This is a genomic window from Saccharopolyspora mangrovi (genome assembly GCF_035320975.1).
Taxonomy (GTDB): domain Bacteria; phylum Actinomycetota; class Actinomycetes; order Mycobacteriales; family Pseudonocardiaceae; genus Saccharopolyspora; species Saccharopolyspora mangrovi.
Map to the genome: position 1 here is coordinate 23908 of NZ_JAWLNX010000038.1, position 25841 is coordinate 49748.

27 protein-coding genes and 4 pseudogenes are annotated in these 25841 nt (G+C 71.0%); 21 read left to right on the plus strand and 10 right to left on the minus strand.

All coding sequences use genetic code 11. The features are described from left to right. Positions 1 to 121: 121 nt before the first annotated feature. From R4I43_RS32585 to R4I43_RS32595, 3 genes are all read left to right on the plus strand, one after another. Positions 122 to 601 (plus strand): hypothetical protein, encoded by a 480-nt coding sequence (locus R4I43_RS32585; protein WP_324269570.1) that lies wholly within the window; start codon positions 122 to 124, stop codon positions 599 to 601. Positions 602 to 699: 98 nt separating this feature from the next. Further along, positions 700 to 1461 (plus strand): 3-hydroxyacyl-CoA dehydrogenase, encoded by a 762-nt coding sequence (locus R4I43_RS32590; RefSeq protein ID WP_324269571.1) that lies wholly within the window; start codon positions 700 to 702, stop codon positions 1459 to 1461. Between the two features lie 70 nt (positions 1462 to 1531). Next, positions 1532 to 2155: a TetR/AcrR family transcriptional regulator gene (locus tag R4I43_RS32595; protein WP_324269572.1), complete on the plus strand. Its 624-nt coding sequence runs from the start codon at positions 1532 to 1534 to the stop codon at positions 2153 to 2155. Here the strand turns inward: R4I43_RS32595 and R4I43_RS32600 are convergent. The 3 genes and pseudogenes from R4I43_RS32600 to R4I43_RS32610 form a co-directional block, all read right to left on the minus strand. Next, a pseudogene (locus R4I43_RS32600) lies at positions 2152 to 2274 on the minus strand (fumarylacetoacetate hydrolase family protein); the annotation flags it as partial. The gene R4I43_RS32595 and the pseudogene R4I43_RS32600 sit on opposite strands and share 4 nt — an antisense overlap. A 73-nt stretch (positions 2275 to 2347) precedes the next feature. After that, positions 2348 to 2776 (minus strand): annotated as a pseudogene (locus R4I43_RS34505) (fumarylacetoacetate hydrolase family protein); the annotation flags it as partial. 45 nt (positions 2777 to 2821) lie between these two features. Then, positions 2822 to 3013 carry a hypothetical protein gene (locus tag R4I43_RS32610; protein ID WP_324269574.1) on the minus strand — a complete coding sequence of 64 codons (192 nt, stop codon included), beginning with the start codon at positions 3011 to 3013 and terminating at the stop codon, positions 2822 to 2824. Positions 3014 to 3031: 18 nt separating this feature from the next. On the opposite strand from R4I43_RS32610, the pseudogene R4I43_RS34510 reads away from it, so the two are divergent. The 5 genes and pseudogenes from R4I43_RS34510 to R4I43_RS32630 all read left to right on the plus strand — a co-directional run. Further along, a pseudogene (locus R4I43_RS34510) lies at positions 3032 to 3244 on the plus strand (hypothetical protein); the annotation flags it as partial. Between the two features lie 17 nt (positions 3245 to 3261). After that, the gene (locus R4I43_RS32615) at positions 3262 to 3807 is read left to right on the plus strand and encodes a terpene synthase family protein (protein WP_324269575.1); all 546 of its coding nucleotides are present in this window, start codon (positions 3262 to 3264) and stop codon (positions 3805 to 3807) included. A 36-nt stretch (positions 3808 to 3843) separates the two neighbouring features. Then, positions 3844 to 4047, plus strand: a complete 204-nt coding sequence (locus tag R4I43_RS32620) for a hypothetical protein (RefSeq protein ID WP_324269576.1) — start codon at positions 3844 to 3846, stop codon at positions 4045 to 4047. Positions 4048 to 4138: 91 nt separating this feature from the next. Beyond that, positions 4139 to 5014 (plus strand): helix-turn-helix transcriptional regulator, encoded by an 876-nt coding sequence (locus R4I43_RS32625; protein WP_324269577.1) that lies wholly within the window; start codon positions 4139 to 4141, stop codon positions 5012 to 5014. An 86-nt stretch (positions 5015 to 5100) separates the two neighbouring features. After that, positions 5101 to 5904, plus strand: coding sequence for a siderophore-interacting protein (locus R4I43_RS32630; RefSeq protein WP_324269578.1), 804 nt, complete (start codon positions 5101 to 5103; stop codon positions 5902 to 5904). Positions 5905 to 5938: 34 nt separating this feature from the next. Here the strand turns inward: R4I43_RS32630 and R4I43_RS32635 are convergent, their stop codons facing one another. Next, positions 5939 to 6427, minus strand: coding sequence for a MarR family winged helix-turn-helix transcriptional regulator (locus R4I43_RS32635; protein ID WP_324269579.1), 489 nt, complete (start codon positions 6425 to 6427; stop codon positions 5939 to 5941). Positions 6428 to 6556: 129 nt separating this feature from the next. Here R4I43_RS32635 and R4I43_RS32640 point away from each other — a divergent pair, with 129 nt between their 5' ends. Next, positions 6557 to 7501, plus strand: coding sequence for a ring-cleaving dioxygenase (locus tag R4I43_RS32640; protein ID WP_324269580.1), 945 nt, complete (start codon positions 6557 to 6559; stop codon positions 7499 to 7501). A 152-nt stretch (positions 7502 to 7653) separates the two neighbouring features. Beyond that, the gene (locus tag R4I43_RS32645) at positions 7654 to 8928 is read left to right on the plus strand and encodes a NupC/NupG family nucleoside CNT transporter (RefSeq protein ID WP_324269581.1); all 1275 of its coding nucleotides are present in this window, start codon (positions 7654 to 7656) and stop codon (positions 8926 to 8928) included. Between the two features lie 57 nt (positions 8929 to 8985). Here R4I43_RS32645 and R4I43_RS32650 read toward each other — a convergent pair whose 3' ends face one another. Beyond that, positions 8986 to 9441 carry a MarR family winged helix-turn-helix transcriptional regulator gene (locus R4I43_RS32650; RefSeq protein WP_324269582.1) on the minus strand — a complete coding sequence of 152 codons (456 nt, stop codon included), beginning with the start codon at positions 9439 to 9441 and terminating at the stop codon, positions 8986 to 8988. A gap of 96 nt (positions 9442 to 9537) precedes the next feature. Here R4I43_RS32650 and R4I43_RS32655 point away from each other — a divergent pair, with 96 nt between their 5' ends. From R4I43_RS32655 to R4I43_RS32675, 5 genes are all read left to right on the plus strand, one after another. Next, complete coding sequence (locus R4I43_RS32655) at positions 9538 to 10068, plus strand: phenolic acid decarboxylase (protein WP_324269583.1); 531 nt, start codon at positions 9538 to 9540, stop codon at positions 10066 to 10068. 64 nt (positions 10069 to 10132) lie between these two features. Then, positions 10133 to 11677: an AMP-binding protein gene (locus R4I43_RS32660; protein WP_324269584.1), complete on the plus strand. Its 1545-nt coding sequence runs from the start codon at positions 10133 to 10135 to the stop codon at positions 11675 to 11677. Between the two features lie 85 nt (positions 11678 to 11762). Further along, the gene (locus R4I43_RS32665) at positions 11763 to 13757 is read left to right on the plus strand and encodes a neutral/alkaline ceramidase (protein WP_324269585.1); all 1995 of its coding nucleotides are present in this window, start codon (positions 11763 to 11765) and stop codon (positions 13755 to 13757) included. A gap of 147 nt (positions 13758 to 13904) precedes the next feature. Next, complete coding sequence (locus R4I43_RS32670; protein WP_324269586.1) at positions 13905 to 14630, plus strand: Rv0361 family membrane protein; 726 nt, start codon at positions 13905 to 13907, stop codon at positions 14628 to 14630. Between the two features lie 117 nt (positions 14631 to 14747). After that, complete coding sequence (locus R4I43_RS32675; RefSeq protein ID WP_324269587.1) at positions 14748 to 15443, plus strand: DUF899 domain-containing protein; 696 nt, start codon at positions 14748 to 14750, stop codon at positions 15441 to 15443. 1 nt (position 15444) lies between these two features. On the opposite strand, the gene R4I43_RS32680 is transcribed toward R4I43_RS32675, so the two are convergent. The 5 genes and pseudogenes from R4I43_RS32680 to R4I43_RS32705 form a co-directional block, all read right to left on the minus strand. Further along, entirely contained in the window at positions 15445 to 15876 is a 432-nt protein-coding gene (locus tag R4I43_RS32680; RefSeq protein WP_324269588.1) for a DoxX family protein, read from the minus strand. Between the two features lie 184 nt (positions 15877 to 16060). Further along, positions 16061 to 17137, minus strand: coding sequence for a hypothetical protein (locus R4I43_RS32685; RefSeq protein ID WP_324269589.1), 1077 nt, complete (start codon positions 17135 to 17137; stop codon positions 16061 to 16063). Between the two features lie 49 nt (positions 17138 to 17186). After that, a pseudogene (locus R4I43_RS34515) lies at positions 17187 to 18499 on the minus strand (arabinosyltransferase domain-containing protein). 158 nt (positions 18500 to 18657) lie between these two features. Continuing rightward, on the minus strand, positions 18658 to 18909 hold the full coding sequence (locus R4I43_RS32700) for a hypothetical protein (protein WP_324269592.1): 252 nt from the start codon (positions 18907 to 18909) through the stop codon (positions 18658 to 18660). Between the two features lie 295 nt (positions 18910 to 19204). Then, positions 19205 to 19405 (minus strand): hypothetical protein, encoded by a 201-nt coding sequence (locus R4I43_RS32705; protein WP_324269593.1) that lies wholly within the window; start codon positions 19403 to 19405, stop codon positions 19205 to 19207. On the opposite strand from R4I43_RS32705, the gene R4I43_RS32710 reads away from it, so the two are divergent. From R4I43_RS32710 to R4I43_RS32735, 6 genes are all read left to right on the plus strand, one after another. Beyond that, complete coding sequence (locus R4I43_RS32710) at positions 19394 to 21037, plus strand: hypothetical protein (protein WP_324269594.1); 1644 nt, start codon at positions 19394 to 19396, stop codon at positions 21035 to 21037. The genes R4I43_RS32705 and R4I43_RS32710 overlap by 12 nt on opposite strands. 332 nt (positions 21038 to 21369) lie before the next feature. After that, positions 21370 to 21648 carry an amidohydrolase family protein gene (locus R4I43_RS34520; protein ID WP_407691353.1) on the plus strand — a complete coding sequence of 93 codons (279 nt, stop codon included), beginning with the start codon at positions 21370 to 21372 and terminating at the stop codon, positions 21646 to 21648. A gap of 241 nt (positions 21649 to 21889) precedes the next feature. Further along, positions 21890 to 22735, plus strand: coding sequence for an SAM-dependent methyltransferase (locus R4I43_RS32720; RefSeq protein ID WP_324269595.1), 846 nt, complete (start codon positions 21890 to 21892; stop codon positions 22733 to 22735). A gap of 89 nt (positions 22736 to 22824) precedes the next feature. Next, positions 22825 to 23913, plus strand: coding sequence for a baeRF2 domain-containing protein (locus R4I43_RS32725; RefSeq protein WP_324269596.1), 1089 nt, complete (start codon positions 22825 to 22827; stop codon positions 23911 to 23913). After that, positions 23913 to 25274, plus strand: coding sequence for a hypothetical protein (locus tag R4I43_RS32730; RefSeq protein ID WP_324269597.1), 1362 nt, complete (start codon positions 23913 to 23915; stop codon positions 25272 to 25274). Before R4I43_RS32725 ends, R4I43_RS32730 begins: the two co-directional genes overlap by 1 nt. A 65-nt stretch (positions 25275 to 25339) precedes the next feature. Next, a partial coding sequence (locus R4I43_RS32735; protein ID WP_324269601.1) for a transaldolase family protein occupies positions 25340 to 25841 on the plus strand: 502 nt, incomplete at its 3' end.

Here is a 25841-nt window from a genome sequence, read left to right on the forward strand (position 1 = left end):
ACCCACCGACAACACCCGATCATCTCCGGAAGGTTCGCGGGTGCGCCTGCCGTCGACAGCGCTCGGGCCGCCGTCCGTGCTGTGATCGGGGCTGAATAGTCGAGATCGAAAGGCTTGGCACGTGCGCATCGGGATCACCGGGCATTGCAACCTCACCGCCGCATCAATGCACCTCGTTCAGCGGGCGCTCGCCGACGAGCTCGAAGCGCTCCGGGGTGCTGAGGTCACCGGGGTGAGCTGCCTGGCCAAGGGCGCCGACCAGATCTTCGCCTCGGCGGTGCTGGAGATCGGTGGCGCGCTCGAAGTCGTGCTCCCCGCTGCCGACTACCGCGAACGCAAGGTCGAGCCGGACAACGCGGCCGGGTTCGACGAGCTGATCGGCAAGGCCGCGACGGTGCGCACCATGCCCTTCGCGGCGTCCAGCAGGACGGCGTACATGGCCGCGAGCGAATTCCTGCTCGACTCGGTAGAAGCCGTGATCGCGGTGTGGGACGGACGGCCATCGGGTGGCCACGGCGGAACCGGAGCCGTCGTCGAGGCCGCCCACCGGCGCGGTGTCCCGGTCACGGTCCTCTGGCCGGAGGGCGCCGAGCGCGCTTAGCGCTGCCGAGTCGTCGAGCAGGTGTGCGCCGCACCACTTGGTTACCTAGCGGTCGCTCAGTACGCTGCCGTGAGTTGGTCGAGACGTGAGGAGTCGAAGTGGACATCAAGGGTGCTGTCGCGCTCGTGACCGGTGGTGCGTCCGGGCTCGGTCTGGCGTCGGTGAAGGAACTCCGCGACCAGGGCGCGAAGGTCGTCATCGTGGACCTGCCGTCCTCGAAGGGCGAAGCCGTGGCCGAGGAGCTCGGTGACGACGTCGTGTTCGCCGCCGCCGACGTGACCAACGAGGAGCAGATCAGCGCGGCGCTCGACGAGGCGGAGAAGCTGGGGCAGCTGCGGATCGCGGTGAACTGCGCGGGAATCGGCAACGCCGCCAAGACCGTCGGCAAGCAGGGCGCCTTCCCGCTGGCCGACTTCACCAAGGTCATCAACGTCAACCTCATCGGCACCTTCAACGTGCTGCGGCTGGCCGCCGAGCGGATCTCCCGGACCGAGCCGGTCGGCGAGGAGCGCGGCGTCATCGTCAACACCGCCTCGGTGGCCGCGTTCGACGGGCAGGTCGGGCAGGCCGCCTACTCGGCCTCCAAGGGCGGCATCGTCGGCATGACGCTGCCCATCGCGCGCGACCTGGCGAACCTGAAGATCCGGGTCACCACCATCGCCCCGGGCCTGTTCCACACGCCGCTGTTCGCCTCGCTGCCCGAGGACGCCGTCGCCTCGCTCGGCGCGCAGGTGCCGCACCCCTCGCGGCTCGGCGACCCCACCGAGTACGGCTCGCTGGTGCGCCACATCGTCGAGAACCCGATGCTCAACGGCGAGACCATCCGGCTCGACGGCGCCATCCGCATGGCGCCCCGCTGAGCGAGGCCCGAACCGGCCGGCGTCCGGCGCCGGCCGGTAGGGTCCCGCGCAGGCGGGAGAGGGAGACGTGATGGCTCAGTCGGGCACCGAGTCCGGGTGGCGGGAGTTCGGGCCGCTGGCGCTCACGCCGATCCTCGACGCCGCGCTCGACGAGTTCCGCGAGAGCGGTTTCCACGGTGCGACCGTGCGCCAGATCGCCCGCCGGGTCGGCATGACGGTGCCCGCGCTGTACTACCACCACGAGAACAAGGAAGGGCTGCTCGTCGCCCTCCTCGAACTGGGCACCGGCGAGGTCGCCTGGCGCGTGCGCGCCGCCGCCGACGAATCGCCGGGACGGCCCCGCGAGCAGTTCGTCAGCGTCGTCGAAGCCGTCGTGCTGCACATGGCCTACCGGTTCCGGCTGGCCGCGATCGACAGCGAACTGCGCTACCTCTCACCGGGCAACCGCCGCCGGTACGGCGCCCGCCGCAAGACCGTCGAGAACGTCCTCACCGAGGTCATCGAAACGGGCTGCGAGGACGGCACCTTCACCGTCACCGACCCGGCCGAGACCTCCCGCGCGCTGCTGGGCATGTGCCAGTCGGTCGCCCGCTGGTACCACCCCGACGGGCCGCTGAGCCCCGAAGAGCTTGCGGCCCGCTACGTCGACATCGCCCTGATGACCGTCGGCGCGCACCCGCGCCTGCAGCGCTAGTCCACGATCGGCGTCCGGAGGGTGCCGAGCCGGTCGACCTCGACGGTGACCTCGTCGCCGGGACGCAGCACGCGGGGAGGGGTGCGCACGCAGCCGACCCCTTGCGGGGTCCCGGTGCAGACGACGTCCCCGGGGGTGCAGCGTGAACGTGCGGCTGACCAGGGAGATCACCGCCTCCGGCGAGAAGATCATGTCCGCGGTGTTGCCGTGCTGGACGACCTCGCCGTTGACCCGGGTGCGAAGGTCCAGCCCCTCGGAGAGGTGCCCGGCCTCGTCGGCGGTGACGATCGGCCCCATCGGGCCGCTGCCGTCGGCGTTCTTGCCCAGCGTCCACTGCGAGGTCAGCTTCTGGGCACGACGAGCCGTGAGGTCGTTGAACGTCGAGTAGCCCAGGATCGCCTGCCGCGCTTCGGTTTCGGACGCGTCGCGGACCACCCGGCCGAGGTAGGCCGCGACCTCGCCTTCCCAGTCCAGACCCGCCTCCCCGGCGGGAACCGGCGCCGGCGCGCCGTCGACCGACAGTGACGCCGTCCAGCGACCGAACAGCGTCGGGTGCTCCGGAACCGCGAAAGACCCCTCCGCCGCGTGGGCCCGAGACTCCGACGGCTCGTGGGCGGCCAGCGCCTACTACCGGATGGGCCGGTTCCGGGTCTACTTCGGTTCCCGCTACCTGACGACGGCCTTCGCGATGCGCGCGTTGTGGCAGGTGGAGCGGTGAACGACTTCGGCATTCCCGCGCTCGGCCGCATCCACCCGGAGGCGGCCGACGTCGGCGCGCGGCTGTGCCAGTGGGCGGCCCGCGTCGGCCTGATCACCACCGCCGCCGACGAGCAGCGGCTGCGCGGAGCGGGGTTCCACGAGGTCACCGCACTGGTGATGCCGGACGACCCCACCGAGGCCGTGGAGCTCTACGCCCAGTGGATCACGCTGCTGTTCCACATCGACGACGAGCAGGACGACGACGCCGACCGCACAGCGGAGTCGGTCCGCTCGCTCTACGCGGCGATCACCGCGCTCATGCGGGGACGGCCGGTGCTGGTGGACACCCCGCTGATGTCGGCGCTGACGGACCTGTGGCCGCGCACGTCGGCCGGCATGTCCTCGCGGTGGCGCGACCGCGTGATCGCCCACCTGCACCGGCACCGCGACGCCTTGCCTTCCTCACCCAGATCGCCCACCGCGCGGCCCGGACGCTGCCCAGCCCGGAGGAGTACCCGGTGCTGCGCCGGGAGTCCAACGGCATGTTCATGTTCGACGTCATCGAATCCGCTTGCGGCACCGAGGTTCCCGAGCCCCTGGCCAGCGGTGCGGCGTGGACGGAGCTCTGCGCCGCCTCCAACGACCTCACCGCCTGGCGCAACGACATCCGCTCCCTGGCCAAGGAATCCGCCAACGACGAACCCACCAACTACGTCACGGTCCTGCGCCACGCCCACGGCTGGTCCGACGCCGAAGCCGTGGCCGAGGTCGAGAAACGGATCCTGCAACGCCACGAGGAGCTGGAGGGGGCCGCCGCGGACGTCCGGGCCCAGCTCGCGGACTGCCCCGAGGAGCTGCGGGCAGGACTCGAGCACCTCACCGACGTCATCGCTCACATCCCGGGAGGCCACGCCGCCTGGCTCAACACCTCGGCCCGCTACCAACCTGCCTGATCAGCACCCCTCAAACCCTATTTCACTACTTACCTGGTGTTCGGGCCCGCCAAGGAAGGTCGCTACGTCGCGCTGCGCTTCGACAACAGCGGTGTTCTCCCGGTCGTCCACGTGGTCTTCGCCCACCTGCTGGGTGCGGGGGCCGAGGTGATCACCCGGTGCACGGTCGGCAATGCTGATCACCGCGGTGGGCTACGTCGTGGTGAACGTGGTGGTGTTGCTCATGACCACGGCAAGTGACCAGCGCGCTGCGGTTGCCCGAACGTGTGACGTGCTAGGGGGTAGTCGTGGTCCCTGCCTGAGGCGTTGCGGGCGGCTTAGGGTTGAGGTCATGGCAGAGGTTGACCTGCGGGGTGAGGTGCGCGAATTCCTGAGCACGCGGCGGGCCAGGATCACCCCCGAGCAGGCCGGGCTGGCCGCCTACGGCGGCAACCGGCGGGTCAAGGGGCTGCGCCGCGAGGAGGTCGCGATGCTCGCGGGCGTCTCGGTCGACTACTACGTGCGGCTGGAGCGCGGGAACCTCGCCGGGGCCTCCGAGGGGGTGCTCGACTCGCTGGCGCAGGCGCTGCAGCTCGACGAGGCCGAGCGCGAGCACCTGTTCGCCCTGGCCAGGGCGGCCGGGCCGGGTCGCCGCAAGCGCACCTCCGCGCCCAAGACGGTGCGGCCCACGGTGCTGCAGGTGCTCGAAGCGATCAGCGACGCGCCCGCGTGGGTGCGCAACGAACGGCACGACATCCTGGCCGCCAACCGCCTCGGCCGCGCCCTGTACTCGCCGGTCTTCGAGGACCCGCGCCGCCCGGCCAACACCACCCGCTTCGTCTACCTGGACCCGGCCGCGCGGGACTTCTTCGTCGATTGGGACAAGGTCGCCAACGACGGGGCCGCGATGCTGCGCTCGGAGGCCGGGCGCAACCCGCACGACCAGGCGCTCATCGAGCTGGTAGGGGAGTTGTCCACGCGCAGCGAGACCTTCCGGGAGCGGTGGGCCTCGCACGACGTGAAGCTGCACCGCAGCGGTCAGAAGCGGCTGTGCCACCCGGTGGTCGGCAGGCTCGAGCTGGACTTCGAGTCGATGAAGCTGCCGTCCGAGCCGGGGCTGACGCTCAACGTCTACACCGCACCCGCAGGCACACCGACGGCCGATGGGCTGAAGCTGCTGGCCAGCTGGGCCGCCACCCAGAACCTCGCCGACGTCGAGCAGATCTGAGACGCGCCCGGGTTGGCGCTGCGAAGCACCGCGAAGATAAGTTAGCCTGACCTAAGTCTTTGCGAGTGTGTTTCTTGAGGAGATCGATGACCACCTACCTGACCGTCACCGACGCGGAGATGGTGACTCCGCGGGTGCGGCGACTGTGGTTCCGCAGCGATGACCTGTCGGCCTTCGCCGAGAGCGTGCACACCGACCGCTACGTCAAGCTGGTGTTCCCGAAGGAAGGCGTGACCTACCCGGAGCCGCTGGACATCAAGGCGATGCGCGGCACGTTCCCGGCCGAGGACATGCCCACCGTGCGCACGTTCACGGCGCTGTTCCCCGACGTCGAGCGCGGTGTCATGGCCATCGACTTCGTCATGCACGGCGACCAGGGCGTGGCCGGGCCGTGGGCGGCCAAGGCGCAGCCGGGCGACAAGCTGATCATCAACGGCCCCGGTGGCGCCTACCGGCCCGACCCGGAGGCCGACTGGCACCTGCTGGCCGGCGACGAGTCCGCCCTGCCCGCGATCTCGGCCGCGCTGCGCGCGATGCCCGCCGACGCCGTCGTGCGTGTCGTGATGCTCATCGACTCCCCGGCCGAGGCGCCCGAGCTGCCGCTGCCCGCCGACGGCGAGGCCACCTTCATCTACCGCGCGGACGTCGGCGAGGAGGGCACGCTGGAGAAGGCGGTGCGCGAGCTGGAGTGGCTGCCGGGCCGCGTGCACGCCTTCGTGCACGGCGAAGCCCAGGAGGTCATGCGCCGCGTCCGCCCGTACCTGTTCCGCGAGCGCGGCGTCGCCCGCGATCAGGCGTCGATCTCGGGTTACTGGCGGCACGGCCGCACCGAGGAGGCCTTCCGGGAGTGGAAGGCCGAGTTCAACAAGACCGAGGGCGCCGCTCGCTGAGCGGCCACGACGCCGCCGCGCGAGCGGCGGCGTTTCAGGCCGCGTTGGCGGTGCGCAGGGTGCGCATCGCCTCGGCGAGGCTCTGCGACTGCTGCGCGCCGAGCGGTCCGAGGATGCGGCTGCGCAGGATCTCGGCGCAGACCTTGCGCGCCTCCCCGGCGACCGCCAGGCCGTGCTCGGTGAGCACCGCGTAGACGACGCGGCGGTCCTCGGCGGAGTGCTCGCGGCGGATCAGATCGGCCTTGGCCAGCCGGTCAGCCACCTTGGTGAACCCGCCGCTGCTCAGCGCCGCTTCCGTGGCCAGCCGGGTCATCGGCAGCCGGTGACCGGGGGAGCGCAGCAGCCGGATCAGGATGTCGAACGAGCCGGGTGCGAGGTCCACGCGCTCGCTGATCTCGTTCATCAGCCGGGCGTGGGTGGCGTGGTATCCCTCGATGACCAGACCCCACCAGGTGACCGTCTCGTCATCGCTGGGCAGGTCGACCTCGTGGGTCACGGCTGGGGTTCCCCTCTTCGCGCTCATCGGATATCTCCCGTTCTCGCCGTCGCCGTGACGGCTCCGACAACAATCTTACACGCAATCATCTTGAGCGAAAGATATCGCGCTGTTAGTGTCTTCTACGAATGTGGTTGAAATGGGTAGGAGGCTGTCATGGCGATCAGGACCAGCGGGTTGCACCACGTCACGGCGATCGGTGAGAACCCGCAGCGCAACGCGGACTTCTACCTGCGCACGCTGGGTCTGAGGCTGGTCAAGACGACGGTCAACTTCGACGTGCCGAGCGTCTACCACCTCTACTACGGCGACACCGCGGGCAAGCCCGGTTCGCTGATGACCTTCTTCCCGTGGGAGACGGTCGAGGCCGGCCGCATCGGCTCGGGACAGGCGACCACGACCGCCTTCTCGGTGCCCACCCACTCCATCGGCTGGTGGAAGCAGCACCTCGAATCCGCCGGTGTCGAGACCACGCGCGTCACCAACCGCGACGAGGAGGACGTCCTCGGCTTCCGCGACCCCGACGGCCTGGAGCTCGCGCTGGTCGCGCACCCGCAGGGCGACCCCCGCGACCCGTGGGACACCCCGTCGGTTCCCGCCGAGCACGCCGTGCGCGGCCTGCACTCGGTGACCATGACCGTCGCGCGCGAAGCCGACACCGCCGACCTGCTCGTCGACGGCCTCGGCCTGCGGTTCCACCACCAGGACGGCGACCGGATCCGCTTCGCCGCCGGTGACGGCGGACCGGGTGCGCTGGTGGACGTCCGCGTCGACCCGAGCGCCCCGGAGGGCTTCGTCGCCGGCGGCACCGTGCACCACGTCGCCTGGCGCACGCCCGACGACGCCACGCAGAAGCAGTGGCGCGAGGAGCTCATCGACCGCGGCCTGGAGGTCACCGAGATCCGCGACCGCCAGTACTTCAAGTCCCTTTACTTCCGCGAACCCGGCGGCGTGCTGCTCGAGATCGCCACCGACGAACCCGGTTTCGACATCGACGAACCGCTGCTGGAGCTCGGCCGCGAGCTCAAGCTGCCGCCCTGGCTGGAACCCACCCGCGAGGACATCCAGAACTCGCTGCCCGCGCTCGACCTCCCAGAATGAGTGCACTGTGGAGTGATCACGCGTCCCTGACCAGCCGTTAGCGGAGTCACAAACTCGCCACCCGAGTGCGTGCTACCGGTCACGCGTGCGAGCATCCCTCGAACCCAACATCGCGTCGCGGCAGCGGCGGTTCGAGGAAAGGCTGATTCCAGGTGCAGGTCTTGTGGGGTATCGGCGGCATGGTCGTCGTGCTGCTGCTGGCGTTCGCGATGTCGACCAACCGGCGCGCCATCAACGTGCGCACGGTGTGCGGGGCGCTGGCGATCCAGATCGTCTTCGCGCTGGTGGTGCTGCGCTGGCCGCTGGGTGAGAAGGCGCTGACGGCGGTGGCCTCGGGCGTCACCAAGGTCATCGAGTCCTCCAAGGAGGGCATCGACTTCCTGGTCGGGCCGATCATGCCCGCCGAGGGCACCGTCGTGGCCTTCCAGGTGCTGCCGATCATCATCTTCGTGTCCTCGCTGACCGCGGTGCTCTACCACCTGCACATCCTGCAGTGGGTCGTGCGCATCATCGGCGGCGCGCTGCAGTGGGCGCTGGGCACCACGCGCGCGGAATCGCTCAACGCCACCGGCAACATCTTCCTCGGCCAGACCGAGGCGCCGCTGCTGGTGCGCCCCTACCTCTCGAGCATGAGCCGCTCGGAGTTCTTCGCCGTCATGGTCGGCGGACTGGCCACGGTGGCCGGCACCGTCATGGTCGGCTACGCGATGCTCGGGGCGAAGCTGGAGAACCTCATCGCCGCCAGCTTCATGGCCGCCCCGGCCGGTCTGCTCATGGCCAAGCTGATCATGCCGGAGAGCGAGGACGAACCGACCTCCGACGATGCCCCGGCGTCGAAGGACGACGAAGCGGCCGAAGGCGAGGAGTCCAAGCAGGTCGCCTTCGGCACCGCGGCGCCCGCGCTGGAGGAGAAGCCGCGCAACGTCATCGACGCCGCCGCCACCGGCGCCTCCGACGGCCTCAAGCTCGCGCTCAACGTGGGTGCGATGCTGTTCGCGTTCGTCTCGCTGATCGCGCTGCTCAACCTCCTCGTCGGCGGCGTCGGCGGGCTGTTCGGGCTGCCGGACCTGACGATGCAGCAGATCCTCGGCTACGTGTTCTCGCCGCTGATGTGGGTGATCGGCGTGCCGTGGCACGAGGCGGTCGCCGCCGGCGGGTTCGTCGGCGAGAAGCTGGTGATCAACGAGTTCGTGGCCTTCTCCGACTTCGGCCCGCAGGCCGCGCAGTTCAGCGAGAAGACCGCCACCATCGTCACCTTCGCGCTGACCGGGTTCGCCAACCTGGGCTCGCTGGCGATCCTGCTCGGCGGCCTCGGCGGTCTGGTCCCGGGCAAGCGCAGCTGGATCGCCAAGGACGGCATCCGCGCGGTGCTGGCCGCGACCCTGGCCAACCTGCTCAGCGCCACGATCGCGGGCATCCTCGTCTGACCCCCGCTCCGCGAACGGCCCGCTGCGGTTCCCGCCGCAGCGGGCCGTTTTCGCTTCTCAGCGGAGGTGCGAGTCCAAAGTGGTCGTCAGCGAGCGCAGCGCGGGAAGCGCGGCGTCGAGACGCGCGCGCTCGCCGGGAGGCAGCTGGGCGAGGCTGCGCCGCAGGGCGGTCGCGCTCGCGCGGTCGTAGCGGTCGAGCAGGTCCAGCGCGGTCGCGGTGGCGCTGAGCCGGGCGGTGCGCGCGTCCTCGGGGTCGGTGTCGCGGGCGACGAGCCCGGCCGCGCGCATCGTCTTGACCAGGTTGCTGATCGTCGACGGCGCGACCTGCAGCGCGGTGGCGGCCTCGCGCGGGCTGAGCGGGCCGTCGGCGACCAGCAGCCGGAGCAGCTCGATCTGCGCCTCGGGCAGGTCCGGCAGTTCCGCGCCCTGCCGGGAGGCGCGCAGCACGGCTCGCCGCAGCGGCCCGAGCAGGCGGCTGAACTCGATGGCGGAGGCGTCGAGATCGCTCGTCACCCGCTCATTGTGCCCGACCGCACATTCGTTTTGCAGCAAAACAATTTTGTAGCAAAATTAAATGTGTCAACGTCAACGACGGGGGAGGAGAAGGCGATGAGCGAGAACCCGACCACGGTGGAGCAGCCGGTCCCGGAGCAGGACCTGTCCGGCATCGTCGGCCACCGGTTCATCTACACCTACGCCAACGGCTGGCAGTACGAGATGTACGTGAAGAACCCGACGACCATCGACTACCGGATCCACACCGGGCACGTCGGCGGCCGCTGGGTCAAGGATCAGGAGGTCGACCTGGTCGTGCTCACCCGGGGCGTCTACAAGGTGTCCTGGACCGAGCCGACCGGGACCTCGGTGTCGGTCAACGTCATCCCCGGCGAGCGCGTGCTGCACGGCGTGATCTTCTTCCCGGACTGGATCCGGGAGCACGGCGAGCGCACCGTGCTGTACCAGAACGACCACCTCGACGAGATGCGCGAGTACCGCGACGAAGGGCCGACGTACCCGATCTACGTGGTCCCGGAGTTCGCCCGCATCACCCTCTTCGAGCACGTCGGCACCGATGACGAGAGCGTCATCGCGACCGCTCCCGGCGACCTCCCCGAGGGCTGGTCCGACCGGACGAACTGAACGTTGACCAAGCGATTGTTTGGTACGGTTCCTCCGGTGTCCGACGCGGGGCGCGGGAGGCGAGATGCTGATCAGCGACGTGGTGGGGTTCGCGGCCAGGCGCGCGCCCGAGGTCCCCGCGCTGGAGTTCGAGGGCGCCACCTGGACCTTCGGTGAGCTCCACGCCGGAGCGCGCGGGCTGGCGCACGGCCTCGCCGAGATCGCCCGGCCCGGCGACCGCGTCGCCGTGCTCACCGAGAACAACCCCGAGTACGTCCTGGCCTACTACGGGGTTCCGCTGGCCGGCATGGTGCTGCTGCCGGTGAACTACCGGCTCGCGCGCCGCGAGGTCGCAGACCTGCTCGCCGACGCCACGCCGACCGTGCTCATCACCGAGGCCAAGTACCTCGACCTCGCACGGCACGCGGCCGCCGAGGTGCCCTCGATCCGCACGATCGTCACGGTCGACGACGTCGCGGGCACGACACCGCTCAGCGCGCTGCTCGACAGCCGCCCGGACGTCGAACCCGAGCGGCCCGACGAGGACGCACCGGCCTGGCTGCTCTACACCTCCGGCACCACCGGTCGCGCGAAAGGTGCCGTGCTGACCCACCGCAACGTCGTCGCGGGCGCGGTCAACGCCGTGCTCAGCTGGCCGCGGGCCCTCGAGCGGCGGCCGGTGTCGCTGGTGCCCTGGCCGCTGTGCCACATCGCCGGTTACAACGTCCTCGTCGCGCACCTGGCCGCCGAAACCGTCGTGCTGCTGCGCCGCTACAGCACCGAGGGCTTCCTCGACGCGGTGCCGCGGCACCGCGTCACCGCCACCACGGTGGCGCCGACGATGCTGGCGATGCTGCTGCGCCATCCCGCGCTCGAGGACTGCGACACGACCTCGATCACCCGCATCGGCTACGGCTCGGCGCCGATGCCGGGGGCCACGCTGCGCGAGGCGATGACCCGCTTCCCCAACGCCGGGTTCCGCGCGGGCTTCGGCATGACCGAACTCGCGGGCAACGCCCTGGCGCACGGCCCGGAAGGCCACCGGGCGGCGGCCGACGGGCACCCGGAGCTGCTGGCTTCGGCGGGTACGCCGATGCTGCTCTCGGCGGCGCGCGTCGTCGACGACCACGGCGCCGAGTGCGGGCCGGACGAGGTGGGGGAGTTGGAGATCCGGGGCGACCAGGTCTTCTCCGGTTACTGGAACCGCCCCGAGGCGACCGCGGAGGCCTTCCGCGACGGCTGGTTCCGCACCGGCGACCTGGCCCGGTGCGACCGCGAGGGGCGCTTCGCCATCGTCGACCGGCGCAAGGACATGATCCTCACCGGTGGTGAGAACGTCTACTCCCGCGAGGTCGAGGACGTCCTGCACCAGCACGCCGCGGTGTCGGCGGCGGCGGTGGTCGGCGCACCGGACGAGCTGTGGGGCGAGCGCGTCGTCGCCGTCATCGAACCCGCCGGCCCGGAACACCCCGCGCTGGAGGAGATCCGGGAGTTCTGCGCAACGCGCCTGGCCGGGTACAAGTGCCCGCGGCAGGTGCTGGTCGTCGCCGAGCTGCCGCGCAGCGCTTCGGGCAAGGTCCTCAAGCGCGAGCTGCGGGAACGGTTCGCTGGCCCGCTCGCGCCGAGGTGAGATCTTGGCAGCCGGTGTTGATCGGCGTAGCCTGCCCGCATCCAATGAACGTGAACAGGATTCACATTCACTGAGGAACAGGCTGATGCCCGTTGCCAGGAGGCAGGTGCTGGCCACCGCCGCCATCGCGCCGTTGGCCGCCACGATGTTCGGCACCACCACCGCGTCCGCTCGGGAAGCGACCGGCTACCGCGTCGGACGCGGGGTCGCCGACGTGACCGGCCCGGCCGCCGAGAACGGCATGATGGGCTACTCCATGCCGCAGCAGCAGACCGCCGGCATCCACCTGCGCACGCTCGCCCGCGCCTTCGTCGTCGACGACGGCGCGAACCGGGTGGTGTTCGTGACCGTCGAGCTGGGCGCGCTGTTCCAGTCGGTGCACCAGGAAGTGCTGCGACGGCTGGCCGAGAACTACGGCGGCCTCTACACCGAGCAGAACGTGCTGCTCAACGCCACGCACACGCACGCCGCCTGCGGCGGCGACTCGCACTACGCCGCCTACGACCTGGCCACGCTGGGCTTCCAGCAGCAGGTCTTCGACGCCGTGGTCGCCGGCATCACCGAGGCCATCGGCGCGGCGCACGACGACCTCGCGCCCGGCACCGTCTCGCTCGGGCGAGCCGAGCTCACCGACGCCAGCGTCAACCGCTCCCGCAGCGCCTTCGACCTCAACCCGGCGGCCGACACCGCGCACTTCCCGCAGGCCATCGACCCGGCCGTGACGGTGCTGCGCTTCACCCGGGGCGGACGCGACTTCGGCGCGATCGCCTGGTTCGCCACCCACGGCACGTCGATGACCAACGGCAACCACCTGATCAGCTCGGACAACAAGGGCTACGCCGCCTTCGCCTGGGAGCGCGGCGACCCGGAGTTCGTGGCCTGCTTCGCCCAGACCAACGCCGCCGACATGTCACCGAACCTGAACCTGGAACCCGGGTCCGGTCCGACCGAGGACGAGTTCGACAACACCCGGATCATCGGCCAACGACAATTCGCCGCGGCCAAGCGGGCTTTCGACTCGGCAGGCACTCCCATGCGCGGCCCGGTCGAGTCGCTGCTGTGCTACGTGGACCTCTCCGAGGTCACTGTGGACGGACGATTCACCCCGGACGGCAGGACTCATCGCACCTGCACCGCGGCCATCGGCTTGTCGATGCTGGCCGGCAGCACCGAGGACGGCCCGGGAATCCCGATCGGCGAAGGGATCCGCAACCCGCTGCTGGACTGGCTCGGCGGGGCGGACGTGCCGATCCCGCCGGAGCTCGCCGACGAGCAAGCGCCCAAACCCGTCGCGGTGCCCTTCGGCGCGATGGAACCACACCCGTGGTGCCCGGAGGTGCTGCCGTTGCAGCTGATGCGCATCGGCGAGCTCTACCTGGTCGCCGGCCCCGCCGAGTACACGATCGTGGCCGGGCTGCGGATCCGGCGCAGCGTCGCCGCGGAACTGGGCGTCCCGCTGGAGAACGTGCTGATGCAGGGCTACGCCAACGCCTACAGCCAGTACGTCACCACGCCGGAGGAGTACGACTCCCAGCAGTACGAGGGCGCCTCGACGCTCTTCGGCCGCTACACGCTTCCCGCCCACCAACAGGAATTCACCAGGCTGGCGGCGGCGATGCGCACCGGAACGCGAGTTCCGCTCGGTCCGGTACCGCCCGACATGACCGGAACGCTGCCGAACTTCCAGCCCGGCGTGGTCTTCGACGCAGCGCCGCCCGGCCGCGACTTCGGGGACGTGCTCGCCGAACCCGCCCGCGGGTACCACCGGGGAGAGCAGGTCGTGGCCGAATTCGTCACCGGGCACCCCAAGAACGACCTGCGGCGCGGCGGCACCTTCGCCGAGGTGCAACACCTGGTGAACGGCCGGTGGCGGACGGTGGCCGACGACCGCCACTGGTCGACCAAGTACCATTGGAAGCGCAGCGGCGTCGCCTCCTCCACCGCGACCATCACGTGGGACATCCCGGCGGCCGCCCCGGCGGGTCGTTACCGAATCGTCCACAGCGGAGACTGGAAAGCCGCGGGCTCGGGGGAGATCGCGCCGTTCACCGGAACGAGCCGTAACTTCTTGGTGGCGTGACAAGGGAAGCTCCACAGAGGCGTGGTCGAATCGTAATGTTCCAGCGCGGGAAAAGCGCTGTTCAAAGTTCGACACGGGTGGAACTCGCAGCCCTCGTCGCGTACACCTGGGGACAGCACTTGACAAGCCCGAACCAGGAAGGTGTTCATGACCTCTTCGCCGAACGAGCCCGGCCAGAGCGGCTCCGAGGAGCAGCCCGCTGAGGAGACCGAGACCTCGGCCGCGGAGCAGACCTCGGAGAGCTCGACCGCAGCCGGCCACGGCGACGCCGAGTCCGGTGCCGAGCAGTCGGGCACCGAGCAGCCTGGTGCCGAGCAGAGCGAGACGGAGAGCGCGGACGAGGACGGCGAGGCCAAGAAGGCCGAGCAGACCGACGCGCCCGCCGACGCCGAGCCCGCTGCGGCGGCTGGGACCGCTGAGACCTCTGAGGCCGGTGAGCAGCCGAAGAAGAACAAGGTCGGTGTGATCGTCGCGGTCGCGGCCTCCGTGCTCGTGATCGCCGTGGTGGCCGTCGGTGCCTTCTGGTTGTTCAGCGGCGGATCGGCGCAGTCGACCGCCGAGGACTACGCGGCGCTGTCGACCAAGGAGACCCAGGACCCGCGCAGCGTGAAGGCCGACGACTACCGCGCGGTGGTCTGCAACGCCGCGATGCCGCAGATCGAGGAACTGCAGAAGCAGAAGGAAGAATTCCTCAAGGTCGCCAAGCCGCAGGACCTCGAGATGCTCAAGCAGGTCAAGACCACGGTCAAGGGCGTTCAGGAGAACGGCGACAACGGCACCGCGACGATGGAGTCCACCGTCCCGGGCCAGCAGCCGCAGACCGCCGAGCTCAAGCTCGTCAAGGAAGACGGCGACTGGAAGCTCTGCGCCTGATCCCCTCCTCTTCCCGGTGGCCGGTCGTCGTGGCGACCGGCCACCGATGAGTTTCCGGGGTGGATGCGGTCCAACTCTGTGACCGCACTGGAAACTCACTCCTGGGGAGAGGCCGACATGACCACCACGAACGCCCTGCCGCCCGTCGTCGACGCCGGTACCTGGCAGCGCGAGCTCGACGCGTTGCGCGCCCGCGAGAAGGCCGCGACCAGGGAGCTCGACGCGATCGCCGCGCAACGCCGCCGCCTGCCGATGGTGCAGATGCCCGACTACGTCCTCGAAGGTGAGCACGGGCCGGTTTCGCTGGCCGAGATCTTCGACGGCACCTCGCAGCTGATCGTCTACAACCACATGTGGTTCCCGGGCGAGAAGTGGCAGTGCCCCGGCTGCACCGGGTTCACCTCGCAGTTCACCCGCCCGGAATTCCTCCGCGACTACGACGCGCGGTTCGTCATCGTCACCCAGGGGCCGATCGACGAGGCCCTGGCCTACAAGCGCCGCGTCGGAAACCGGTTGCCCTGGTACTCCACCGCGAACAGCTCGTTCGGGACCGACGTCGGCGCGCCTCCGGGCGGCGGCTTCGGGCTGAACGTCTTCCTCCGCGACGGCAACACCGTCTACCGAACCTGGCACACCGACGGCCGGGGAATCGAGCAGCTCGCCCACACCTTCGCGCTGGTCGACGCCCTGCCCTACGGCCGCCGGGAGGCCTGGCAGGACTCCCCCGCGGGCTGGCCCAACGACGAGGACCCCGGCACCCGCTGGCCGGCCTCGGCCACGATCGCCGAGCGCTACGGCGACCCGGAGGGCTGAGTCACGCGGCGACCGGCTGCGTCCGGCGTCGCCGCGTCCGGCTCAGCGCCAGCGCGCCCGGCCCGGTGAAGGCCAGCAGCAGGAACGACCAAGCGAACAGCGCGGCCTGCTCGCCCTGGTTCTGCAGGGGCAGCAGGCCGTCGGGCTGGTGCACGACGAAGTAGGCGTAGGCCATCGACCCGGATGCGATCACGGCGGCGGGGCGCTGGAACGCGCCGAACGCGACCAGCAGTCCGCACACCAGCTGGATCACCGCGGCCCACCACGACGGCCACGTCCCGAACGCCACCGCGCCGCCGGGTCCCGGCGCCCCGCCGAAGACGCCGAACAGCGACGCCGCGCCGTGGCTGGCGAACAGGGCCCCGACGACGATCCGGAACGCGCCGAGCGCGTACGGCGCGAGGCTGTCGACTTTCCCGTCAAGACTGGACATCCGTGACTCCCTGGGTGTTGGGGACACCCTCGAGCCTTAAGTTAGGCTACCCTAATGTCAAGGGTGATCATGGTTACTGTCCAGAACCCGAAACGCCGCTGACTGCGAACGGGCGACCGGGTACGAGCCGCTGGCGGCGGAGTGAATCGCCTGGTCAGCGGGACACTCCGGCAAACGCGAATCCCTACCCGGTGTACTCGCGGCCGATGTAGGACTCACCGGCCAGCGTCGGCAGGCGCGTCCAGCCCGCGCGTTCCTGGTGCCGGTGCTCGACGTCGAGCAGGCCGGGCCGGTGCGCGTGCAGCAGCCGGTCGACGGTGCCCCACGGTGGCGCTTCCGGGCCGCCCGGCAGCGCCGAGGTCATCCGGACGAAGGTGGCGGTGTGGGTGCTGGTGGCGAAGTTGCCGCCCCAGTCGGTGAACGTGGAGTTCGACAGCACGCCCGGATCGATGTGCTCGGCCGCGCTGACCCGGACCTCCGGCGGCGTGGTCATGCCGCGCGCGACCTCGGCGTGGTCGATGTCGGGCCACAGCATCGCCGAGAGCTGGTCGGCGAAGACGATCCGGCCGTCGGTGGCGGCCGTGACCGGCCGGACCTTCGTCAACCGAGGTTGACCGACCGCCAGCCACGCCCCGTGCTGCTCGGCGACGACCCGCACCGCGCGCACCGGTCGCGGCAGCGCCACCGCGAGCTCCTGCCAGTGCCGGGCGCCCAGCGCCGCGTCGGGGCTCAGCGGGAGATCGACCACGCCGGTGGGCGTGTCGGCCTGCACCACCAGCCGGTGCGAGGTGAGGCCTTCGCCGAGCGCGGGAACGGTGACGTGGGTGCCGTCGCCGGTGGCCGGCACCGGGTACCAGCCGGAGACCAGCCAGCCCCGCCCGGTCGCCCGAGCGGAGTGGCTGTGCCACACCGGACCCGGTGCCGAAGCGGGCACCGGCAGCGGCTGCGCGGTGGTGAAATCACCTCGCACCGCAGCGGGTTCGGCCGGCGCGAGCGATGGAGTGTCGGCATCGGCGAGGACCTGGACGTGGTCGGCGAGCCCGCCGGTGCGCCCCGTGGTGGCGTACTCGAACCCGCCGCTGGCGACCGTCCAGCCCGGCGCCTGCCGCAACGGTGCGTGGGCGAACACCGCGAACATGCCGGTGACCAGCAGCAGCGCGGTGGCGATCAGCACGCCGCGCTCGGGCCGCAACAGCACGCCGGAGTGGCGGCGGCGCTGCCACAGGCCGAACGCGGCGATCCCGCGGCCAGCGCCACCCACAGCTTCGCGTCGCGCAGGAAGAGGTCGCCGACGTGCGGGGCGGTCATGCTCAGCTCGACCTTCGACAGCGACGGGGACATGTGGTCGCCGAACGACTGACCCCGGTCGCTGAACGGCTTCCAGATGTTCGGGCCGGAGAACCCGGCGGCGGCCACCGCAGCAAGGCGGTGGTCAGCAGCACGATCGCCGGAGCCGCGAGCGCGCCGAAGTGCAGCACCCACTTCGTGGGGCTGAACGCCAGGAACACCAGGGCGAGCGCGGTGATCGCGGCGCTGGTGAGCATCAGGCTGCGCACCGTGCCGGGCGCGGTGCGGCGACCGCGGCCCAGCGCCACCAGCAGGCCCACGCCGAGTGTCATCAGCACCGGCAGGCGCAGCGCCCACGGCCCGGCCATCAGGGTGTCGATGTGGCGCCACTCCTCGTACCAGGCGAACGAGCCGTAGTACCAGCGGTGCACCTTCGTCGCCTCGACGACGTCGCCGGACGTGGCGTCGGCGAAAGCCACCGGCACGATGGCGGTTCCGGCCGCTACCAGCGTCAAACCCGCTGCGGAGCGGGATTTCCACGTGCGGTCGCGCAGCCACCGCCACAACCACGGCAGCGCGGGAACGAGCGGCGCCCACGCCACCAGTCCCGACGGCGAGCAGCTCAGGGCCAGCGCCGCGACGAACGTCGTCGCAGCGGCCGCCGGGACGCTCTCGCGGCGGCGGCGACCTCGGCCAGCAGCATCGTCACGGCCGTCAGGCACAGGATCAGTGGTTCCGGGCGCAGCGTCATGCCGTAGGGCAGCCACCAGGCCAGGAACGCCACGGCCAGCGCCCACGGGACCCACCGGTGGCTCGCCGACCGGCCGAGCGTCGTGGCCAGCAGCAACCGCAGCGCCACCCACGTGACGAGACCGTAGGCGAGCGGGAGCAACCGCAGCCACCACAGGTTGAACTCGCCGACGCCGCCCCAGAACTGCATCAGGTACTGGCTGAGCACGAACCGGTTCTCGGTCACGTTGAACATGTAGACGTAGTTGCCGAGGTACCCGGAATCCCAGGCGTTGCGCGACATCAGCACGTCCCAGGCGTCGTCGTACTGCACCGGCCCGAGCAGCACCCACGACGCGGCCACGCTCGCGACCACCGCGTCGGCCCAGCGCGGCCGCGTCCTCAGCAACCGAACACGGCCCCAGATCCGCCACGCCAGCACCGCCGTGCCCGACAGCGCGAGCAGATGTGCCAGCAGCAGCGCGGTTTTCACCCCGGTGGGCTGGGAGTCGTAGCGGTCGTCGGTGTGCAGGCCGACGGCGAGCCCGCCCGCCTGCGGCAGGCCTTCGGCGGCGGTGGTCAGCACCGAGACCTCGGGAACCGGCATGCCCGGGAACACCGCCACCCGGCCGGAATCCCTGCTGATCTCCAGCCCGGCGGCGGTCGCGGCGACGCCGTAGGTGCACGCGCCCGCCGGGACCGGTTCGATGAACACGGCAGCGCCCGCGGCGATCACCGAAACCCGGCCGCCACCTGCGGCGACGGTCAGCCCGCCGCCGGGTGCGCACCGGCCGGGACGGTGCGCAGGACATCACCGGTGCCGACCGCGCGCAGCGCCGCGCACGGGATCGTCGCGGCAGCGACAACGGCCGGGGCGGGCTCAGCGGCAGCACGGTCGAGGTCGGCAACCGGCCCGCCTGCGGCCAGGGCACGACCGGATCCGAGGCCGTGACCGGAGCGAAGGGGATCGCGACGCCCAGCAGTGCGGTGACGGCGGCCAGCACGCAGCACCACCATGCGCGGCGGTGCTGCGCCGACCGGAGCAGCGGGCGGTGCGAAGAAGGGGATTCGCTCAGGTCCACTCGTCGCTGCGCGCGCAATCCGCCGACGAGTCGTGAAACCGAGGACCGATCGATCCCGTCGCCTCCCCCTTCAAGATCGGCGAGCAGCGGGCGGTTCCGCACACTCGAAGGTGTAGTGCAGGTGACGCGGAAGGGTGTCGATGTGTACTCGTGGTCGTTTCGCAGTCACCCCAACCGAAGTTCTCGCCGGACGGAAGGACTCTGGCGTTCACCTCCGACCGCGCCGGCGGCTACCAGGTCTTCGTGATGGACCTGGCCTCCGGGGTCATCAGGCAGATCAGCCGCGACCGGCCGGACGTGGCGATGCCGAGCTGTCGCCGGATGGCAGGGCACTGGTCTACGTCGCCGGCGAAACCGCCATCGAGCGCGTCGAGATCGCATCCGGACAGGTCAGCACGCTGGTCGACGGCGGAGACGAGGTGACGTTGCACGGGCCGAGCCTCGCGGCGGACGGGCGACTGGCCCACGTCCGGCACGTCGGGGCGCGGCGGGACCTCGTCGTCGGCGAGCAGACCCTGACCGAGGGCGAGGACGTGTTCGGGTTCGCTCCTCGCTGGGTCGGGCCCGACGAACTGCTCTACACCGCCGACGGATCGGTGGGCAGGCGCGAGCTGTCCGGGACGCGCCGCGACGTGCCGTTCACCGCCACCGTTCCGGTGGTGGCCCACCGCGACTACCGGCAGCGACGGCCGGGCGCGCGCGGACCGGAGGTCACCGGCATCGCGAGCCCGGTGTGCTCCCGCGACGGCTCGCACGTCGCGTTCCGGGCGTTGAACGCGCTGTGGGTGATGCCGATCGGCGAACCGCCTCGAAAGGTCGTCGCAGAAGGGTACTTCGCCTCCGATCCCGACTTCTCGCCCGACGGCCGCCACCTGATCTACAGCAGCGACCGCGCGGGCACGGCCGACCTCTGGTCGCTCGAGCTGGCCACCGGAGCGCAGCGGCGCATCACCGACGTGCGCGGCGCGGCGATCACCCCGAGGTTCTCCCGCGACGGAAAGCAGGTCGCCTACCAGGACCAGGACGGTGCCACCTGGGTCGCCGCGCTCGCGGGCGGCCCACCGCGCCAGGTGACGCCGCCGATGTTCCAGCCCGGCCGCCCCGACTGGTCCCCGGACGGCAGAACGTTGGTGCTGGCGGCCGTGAAACCCCGCGCGACGCGGTTCCGCGAGGTAACCAGCCAGGTCCTGCGGGTCGACGTGGAAACCGGGGCGCTGCACTACGCGGAGGCGCTGCCGTTGCGGTCGCTGGCCACCCGCGGCGACGACGGCCCGGTGCGGTCCCCCGACGGCGGGCACCTCGCCTTCGTCGTGGAATCCACCGCCTGGATCGTCCCCGTTGACGCCGCAGGGGCGTTCACCGACGCGCCCCGCCAGGTCACCACCGAGCTGACCGACTCGCTGAGCTGGCGCGACGCCGAACACCTGCTGTTCCTCAACGGTGGCGAGCTGCGGTCGGTGCACATCGGCACCGGCGAGGTCACCCCGATCCCGCTGGAGCTGCGGTGGAGTCCGGCCCGGACCAGCCAGAACCAGGTCGTGCGCGCGGGTGCGCTGTGGGACGGGACGTCGCGGGAACTGCGCCGCGACGTCGACATCGTGCTGGCGGGCGAGCGGATCGCCGCGGTGCTCCCGGCCCAGGACGAGCGAGCCCAGCTCGACGCGCGGGAGCTGACCGCGATGCCGGGGCTGATCGACGCCCACGTGCACTGGCACCTGCGCGGCAGGCAGTGGGGTGATCGGCAGGGGCGCGCGTGGCTGGCCTACGGCGTGACCACGACGCGCTCGCCGGGCGATCCTGCGTACCAGATGCAGGAGACGCGGGAGGCGTTGAGCTCAGAAGATCCCGCGTCGGCCCGAGGTACTTCGCCACCGGCGAGGCCATCGACGGCGACCGCATCTACTACAACTTCATGCGCCGCACGCTCAGCGAGCAGCAGCTGCGGCTGGAGATGCAGCGGGCGTCCGCACTGGACTACGACATGGCCAAGACCTACGTGCGCCTTCCCGTGCGGTTGCAGCAGGCCGCCATCGCCCAGGCGCACGCGCAGGGCAGGCCGCTGAGCTCGCACTACGCCTACCCGGCCGCCAACCTAGGCATGGACGGCATGGAGCACACCGGCGCCACCAACCGGCTCGGCTACTCCCGCACCTGCGACGAGCTCGGGCGCTCCTACGACGACGCGGTGGCGTTGTTCACCGCCAGCAGCATGTCCCTCACCCCCACGCTGTTCAGCTCGTCGGGGTTGTACGCCGGTGACCGCTCACTGATCGAGGACCGGCGGACGAAGGTGCTGTTCCCGCCGTGGGAGTATGAGCGGCTGCTCGCCGAGGCCGAGACCGCCGCCGGGCCCGACGGCGAGGTCACCCGCGCGCAGCTGGCCAACCAGGTCGACATGCTGCTGCGCCTCCACCGCGGCGGCGGACTCGTCATCGCCGGAACCGACTCACCGCTGGACAACCTCGCGGTGCCGCTGCACATGAACCTGCGCGCGATGGTCGTAAACGGCTTCACCCCGCACGAGGCGCTCACCACCGCCACCCGCAACCCCGCGCGCTGGCTGGGACTTCCCGGTGAACTCGGCGAGATCCGGCCCGGCGCCTACGCCGACCTCGCCCTGGTCGCCGTGATCCGCTCACCGACATCGCCGCGGCGGCAGCGGTCCGCGTGGTGATCCGGGGCGGAGTCGTGCACACCACCGACTCCCTCCTGGCGCCCTTCGAAAACCCTGCGACGGCAGGCTCGGCGCCCGTCAACCACGCCCACCGGGCCGTTGCCGAGACCGACCCCGCCACTGGTGGCACGAGCCCGAATGGGCCCACCGGGTCTGCTGCGAGCACCCCCGGGTGCGCGCTGAAGCCGCCGGAAACCAGGTGCGGACCGGTGGTGGAACCGGTGGTTCGCGTGGTTAGGCTGTGAAGGTCGAGGTCGACGACGTCGGGAGAGGCGCGTTGGTGTTCCCGGAGCCGGAGCGGACGGGCAGCGAGGTTGATGTGGACCGCCCGAACTCGGCGCGGATGTACGACTACTACCTGGGCGGATCGACGAACTTCGCGGTCGATCGGGAGGCCGCCGAGGCCGGTTTGACGGCGATGCCCTACGCCCGCGACTACGCGGTCGCCAACCGGGCCTTCCTGCGCCGCGCGGTCAGCTACCTGGTGCGGCAGGGCATCGACCAGTTCGTGGACCTGGGTTCGGGCATCCCGACCAAGGGCAACGTGCACGAGATCGCCCACCAGCACAACCCGCAGGCCCGCATCGCCTACGTCGACCACGAGCCGGTCGCCGTCGCCCACGCGCGTGCGCTGCTGGGGGAGAACCCGATGGTCTCCATCGACGAGGCCGACATCCGCGACCCGGAGGCGGTGCTCAGCGCGAACGGCGTCGCCAAGCTCGACTTCGGCCGTCCGGTGGCGGTGCTGGCGGTCGCGATCCTGCCGTTCGTGCCCGACCAGGCCGAGGCCACCGCGCTCACCGCCACCTACCGCGACGCCTGCGCCCCGGGCAGCTACCTGGCCGTCACGCACATCTCCCAGTTCGCCGCCACCGACGAGCAGGTGGCGGCTGCCGAGGAAGTCATGGCCCGCACGCCGACGCCGGTGCGCTGGCGCCCGCCGGAGGAGATCGCCGAGCTGCTCGACGGCTACGAGCTCGTCCCGCCGGGCTTGGTCCCCACGCCCTCCTGGCACCCGGACCAGCAGCCGAGCGCCGACGACATCGCCCGCGCCAACGCCTACGCCGCGGTGGGACACCGGGTTTAACCTGCCACCTCACCTGGGAATCTCCGGGGCAACGGCCTCCGCGCGCGGAGGCGAACCGTGGAGCAGAACAGGGTGATGTAGCCGTGGAGATGGGTTCACTGCAACACGTCTACGAACGGCCCGGCCCCTTCGTCACCGCCTACCTGGACACCTCGGCCGACGCCGAGGACGCCGCCAAGGCGATCGAGCTGCGCTGGCGGGCGGTGCGCGAGCGGTTGCGCGAGCAGGGCGTCGTCGACGCCACGCTCGACGCGATGGAGGCGCACGTGCGCGAGCACCGCGCCCAGGCCGGGCAGCGGGGGCAGGTGCTGGTCGCGCAGGACACCGAGATTGTGCTGCAGGACGAGCTGCCCGAACCGCCCACCGACCTGCCCGCCGAGGACCAGGCCAGCGTGGGCCCGGTCCCGCACCTGATGCCCTACCTGCGCCGATGCATGTCCAAGGTGCCGTTCTTGATTGCCGACGTCGAGCACACCGGCGCGGACCTGACCCTGGTGCGCAGCCCGGGCGAGATCGACGAGATCCGCATCGACGGCGAGCAGCACCCGGTGCACAAGACGCACGCGGGCAACGAGGAGAACCACCAGCGCTTCCACATGGCCGTCGAGGAGCGCTGGAAGCGCAACGCCGAGGCGACCGCCGGTGAGATCACCGAGCGCGCCCGCAAGATCGGCGCCCAGGCGATCGTGCTGACCGGCGAGGACCAGCAGCGCGCGCTGGTGCACGAACTGCTGGGCGACGCCCAGGACCTGGTGATCGAACCGGACTCCCGCCGGCTCCCAGTGGAGCAGCTGCGGCAGGAGGTCACGCGCAGGGTGCACGACGCGCAGATCTCCGACGTGGTGGAGGAGTTCCGGCGCGAGGCCGGCCGCGGCGAACGCGCGGTGGAGGGCTGGCAGGACACCGTTGAGGCCCTGCGCCGAGGCCAGGTCCGCACCCTGCTGTGGACGGCCGACGACCACGCGGGCGACCTGCACGTCGGGTCCGGTCCCACGGAACTCGCCGCCGACGAGCGCAGCCTGAAGGACTCCGGCGGCGAGATCGTGGGCGACGCACCCGCCAGCGCCGCCGTCGTGCGCGCCCTGGCCGGTACCGATGCGGGCCTGGTGATCACCGAGCCTGACACCATCGACCTCACCGGCGGCATCGGCGCGGTCCTGCGGTACCGGGCCGCGTGATGCGCGCCGACCGCGCGGTGGCCTCGTTCGACTCGGCCACCGGCATGTTGCGCGCCCTGTCGAGCTGCCTGGCCGGGCGCGACGCGCCCGCGCTGGGCGCGGCTCCGCGCGCCGCGGTGCCGGTGCTCTCGGCGCTGCTCGGCGGGGTGAACCGGCTGCCCGCACCGCTGGCCGACCGCGTGTACGCGGCCAGCGGTGTCGGCGAGGCCGTGCCACCGGATCGCCTCGCCGACATCGACGCCGACGACCTCGCCGAATGGATCGTCGAGCACTACCCGCGCCGCCGATACCCGGTGGTGTTCGTGGGTTCCTCCAACGGGGCGCTCATCCACCTGGCTGCTGCGCTGGACGCGCCGTGGCTGCCGCAAACGCTGCTCATCCCGGTCCGCCGCAGCGGCGTGGACCGCGACGACCCGGCCTCCGAGCTGGAGGCCGGGCGGGCACCGGGCCGCGAACTGCTGCGCACCAATCCCGAACTCGTGCTGCACCACATGCACGACCCGAACCAAGACCGGCTGATGATCGCCGGGATGTCGTACTTCCGCGTGAAGTGGCGGCGGCTTCCGATGGCCTACCGCCGGTTCATCCGCGAGCACCTCGCCCCGGACGGCGTGGTGGTCACCGCCGAGTGCGGGCTGGACTGGCCGGTCACCAGGGTCGACGACCGGCACGTGTTCCAGTTCGGCGCGCTCGGCGGCGCCGACGAGCAGGAGTACTTCACCGGCGGCCCGCGCGTGCGGGAGTTCCTGCGCCGCTACGGTTCCGAGCACGGCTGCTGGAACCCGCCGCGACCGGACGAGCGCAGACCCGAGGCGGAGTGGGGTTTCGAACCGCAGCTCCTCGACGACCTGGACGCCTTGGGCTTTCCGCTGCGCAGGCTGCAGTTCAGCCATCCCGAGGACTTGAGCCCGGCGGTCGCGGGCCTGCACCGCAGCTGGTACGCGGCGCACGAGCTGCCCACCGACCGGCTGCTGGTGGAGACGTTCCTGCTGCTGGAACCGCACTGGGCGTTGCGCACCGGGTCCGTCCCGTTCTGGTTGACCTTCAACGCGGGCCGTTCCCCCGAGACCCTGCGGGAACACCTGGACGCGGTCGGCTACGAGGAGATCCGGATGTTGCTGTTCTCGCACGGCACCGAGTCGATCGGTCTCGCCCCGATCGAGACCTGGCAGCACCTCGTCGGCCGCGCCCGGCGCTCCGGAACCCTGCTGGGCGCTGACCCGAAGGCCTACCCGAGGGACTTCGCGGGCCTGGTCCGCGCGCACCGCGAACTCACCCGAGTGCCCACGCGCAGCGCACCGCCGACGATGTCGTTCCGCGAAGCGGAATCAGTGCTCCGGGGTCCGAACGTGCGCCTGTGAGCATGCATGGCGCGCGTGGCGAGCGGGTAGGCGGAGGGGAGCCCCGATTCGGGATTGGAGGACACCTGGTGGCGAACGCGAACCTCAAGGCGCTGAGCGACCTCGGTGTGTCGATCTGGCTGGACGACCTGTCCCGCAGCCGGATCAAGTCCGGACGCTTCGACGAGCTGATCAGGGACTACGAGCTCGTCGGCGCGACCAGCAACCCGACGATCTTCGCCAACGCGCTGGCGAAGGAACCCGAGTACGACCAGCAGGTCGACGAACTCGCCAAGGCGGGCACGAGCACCGATCACGCGGTGCGCACCATCACCAACGACGACGTCCGCGACGCCGCGGACCTCTTCCGCGAGGTCCACCAGCGGACCGGCGGGAAGGACGGCCGGGTGTCGCTGGAGGTCGACCCGCGGCTCGCCTACGACACGGACAAGACGGTGGCTGAGGCGATCGATCTGTGGAAGGCCGTGGACCGGCCGAACCTGATGGTCAAGATCCCGGCCACGCTGGCGGGCCTGCCGGCGATCACGAAGGTGATCGGCGAGGGCATCAGCGTCAACGTGACCCTGA

Coding starts and splice junctions, on each gene's coding strand:
- R4I43_RS32595 (WP_324269572.1), top strand. CDS start 1,532: ATGGCTCAGTCGGGCACCGAGTCCGGGTGGCGGGAGTTCGGGCCGCTG.
- R4I43_RS32625 (WP_324269577.1), top strand. CDS start 4,139: ATGGCAGAGGTTGACCTGCGGGGTGAGGTGCGCGAATTCCTGAGCACG.
- R4I43_RS32630 (WP_324269578.1), top strand. CDS start 5,101: ATGACCACCTACCTGACCGTCACCGACGCGGAGATGGTGACTCCGCGG.
- R4I43_RS32635 (WP_324269579.1), bottom strand. CDS start 6,427: ATGAGCGCGAAGAGGGGAACCCCAGCCGTGACCCACGAGGTCGACCTG.
- R4I43_RS32640 (WP_324269580.1), top strand. CDS start 6,557: ATGGCGATCAGGACCAGCGGGTTGCACCACGTCACGGCGATCGGTGAG.
- R4I43_RS32655 (WP_324269583.1), top strand. CDS start 9,538: ATGAGCGAGAACCCGACCACGGTGGAGCAGCCGGTCCCGGAGCAGGAC.
- R4I43_RS32660 (WP_324269584.1), top strand. CDS start 10,133: ATGCTGATCAGCGACGTGGTGGGGTTCGCGGCCAGGCGCGCGCCCGAG.
- R4I43_RS32665 (WP_324269585.1), top strand. CDS start 11,763: ATGCCCGTTGCCAGGAGGCAGGTGCTGGCCACCGCCGCCATCGCGCCG.
- R4I43_RS32670 (WP_324269586.1), top strand. CDS start 13,905: ATGACCTCTTCGCCGAACGAGCCCGGCCAGAGCGGCTCCGAGGAGCAG.
- R4I43_RS32675 (WP_324269587.1), top strand. CDS start 14,748: ATGACCACCACGAACGCCCTGCCGCCCGTCGTCGACGCCGGTACCTGG.
- R4I43_RS32680 (WP_324269588.1), bottom strand. CDS start 15,876: ATGTCCAGTCTTGACGGGAAAGTCGACAGCCTCGCGCCGTACGCGCTC.
- R4I43_RS32700 (WP_324269592.1), bottom strand. CDS start 18,909: ATGGTGGTGCTGCGTGCTGGCCGCCGTCACCGCACTGCTGGGCGTCGC.
- R4I43_RS34520 (WP_407691353.1), top strand. CDS start 21,370: ATGCTGCTGCGCCTCCACCGCGGCGGCGGACTCGTCATCGCCGGAACC.
- R4I43_RS32725 (WP_324269596.1), top strand. CDS start 22,825: ATGGGTTCACTGCAACACGTCTACGAACGGCCCGGCCCCTTCGTCACC.
- R4I43_RS32730 (WP_324269597.1), top strand. CDS start 23,913: ATGCGCGCCGACCGCGCGGTGGCCTCGTTCGACTCGGCCACCGGCATG.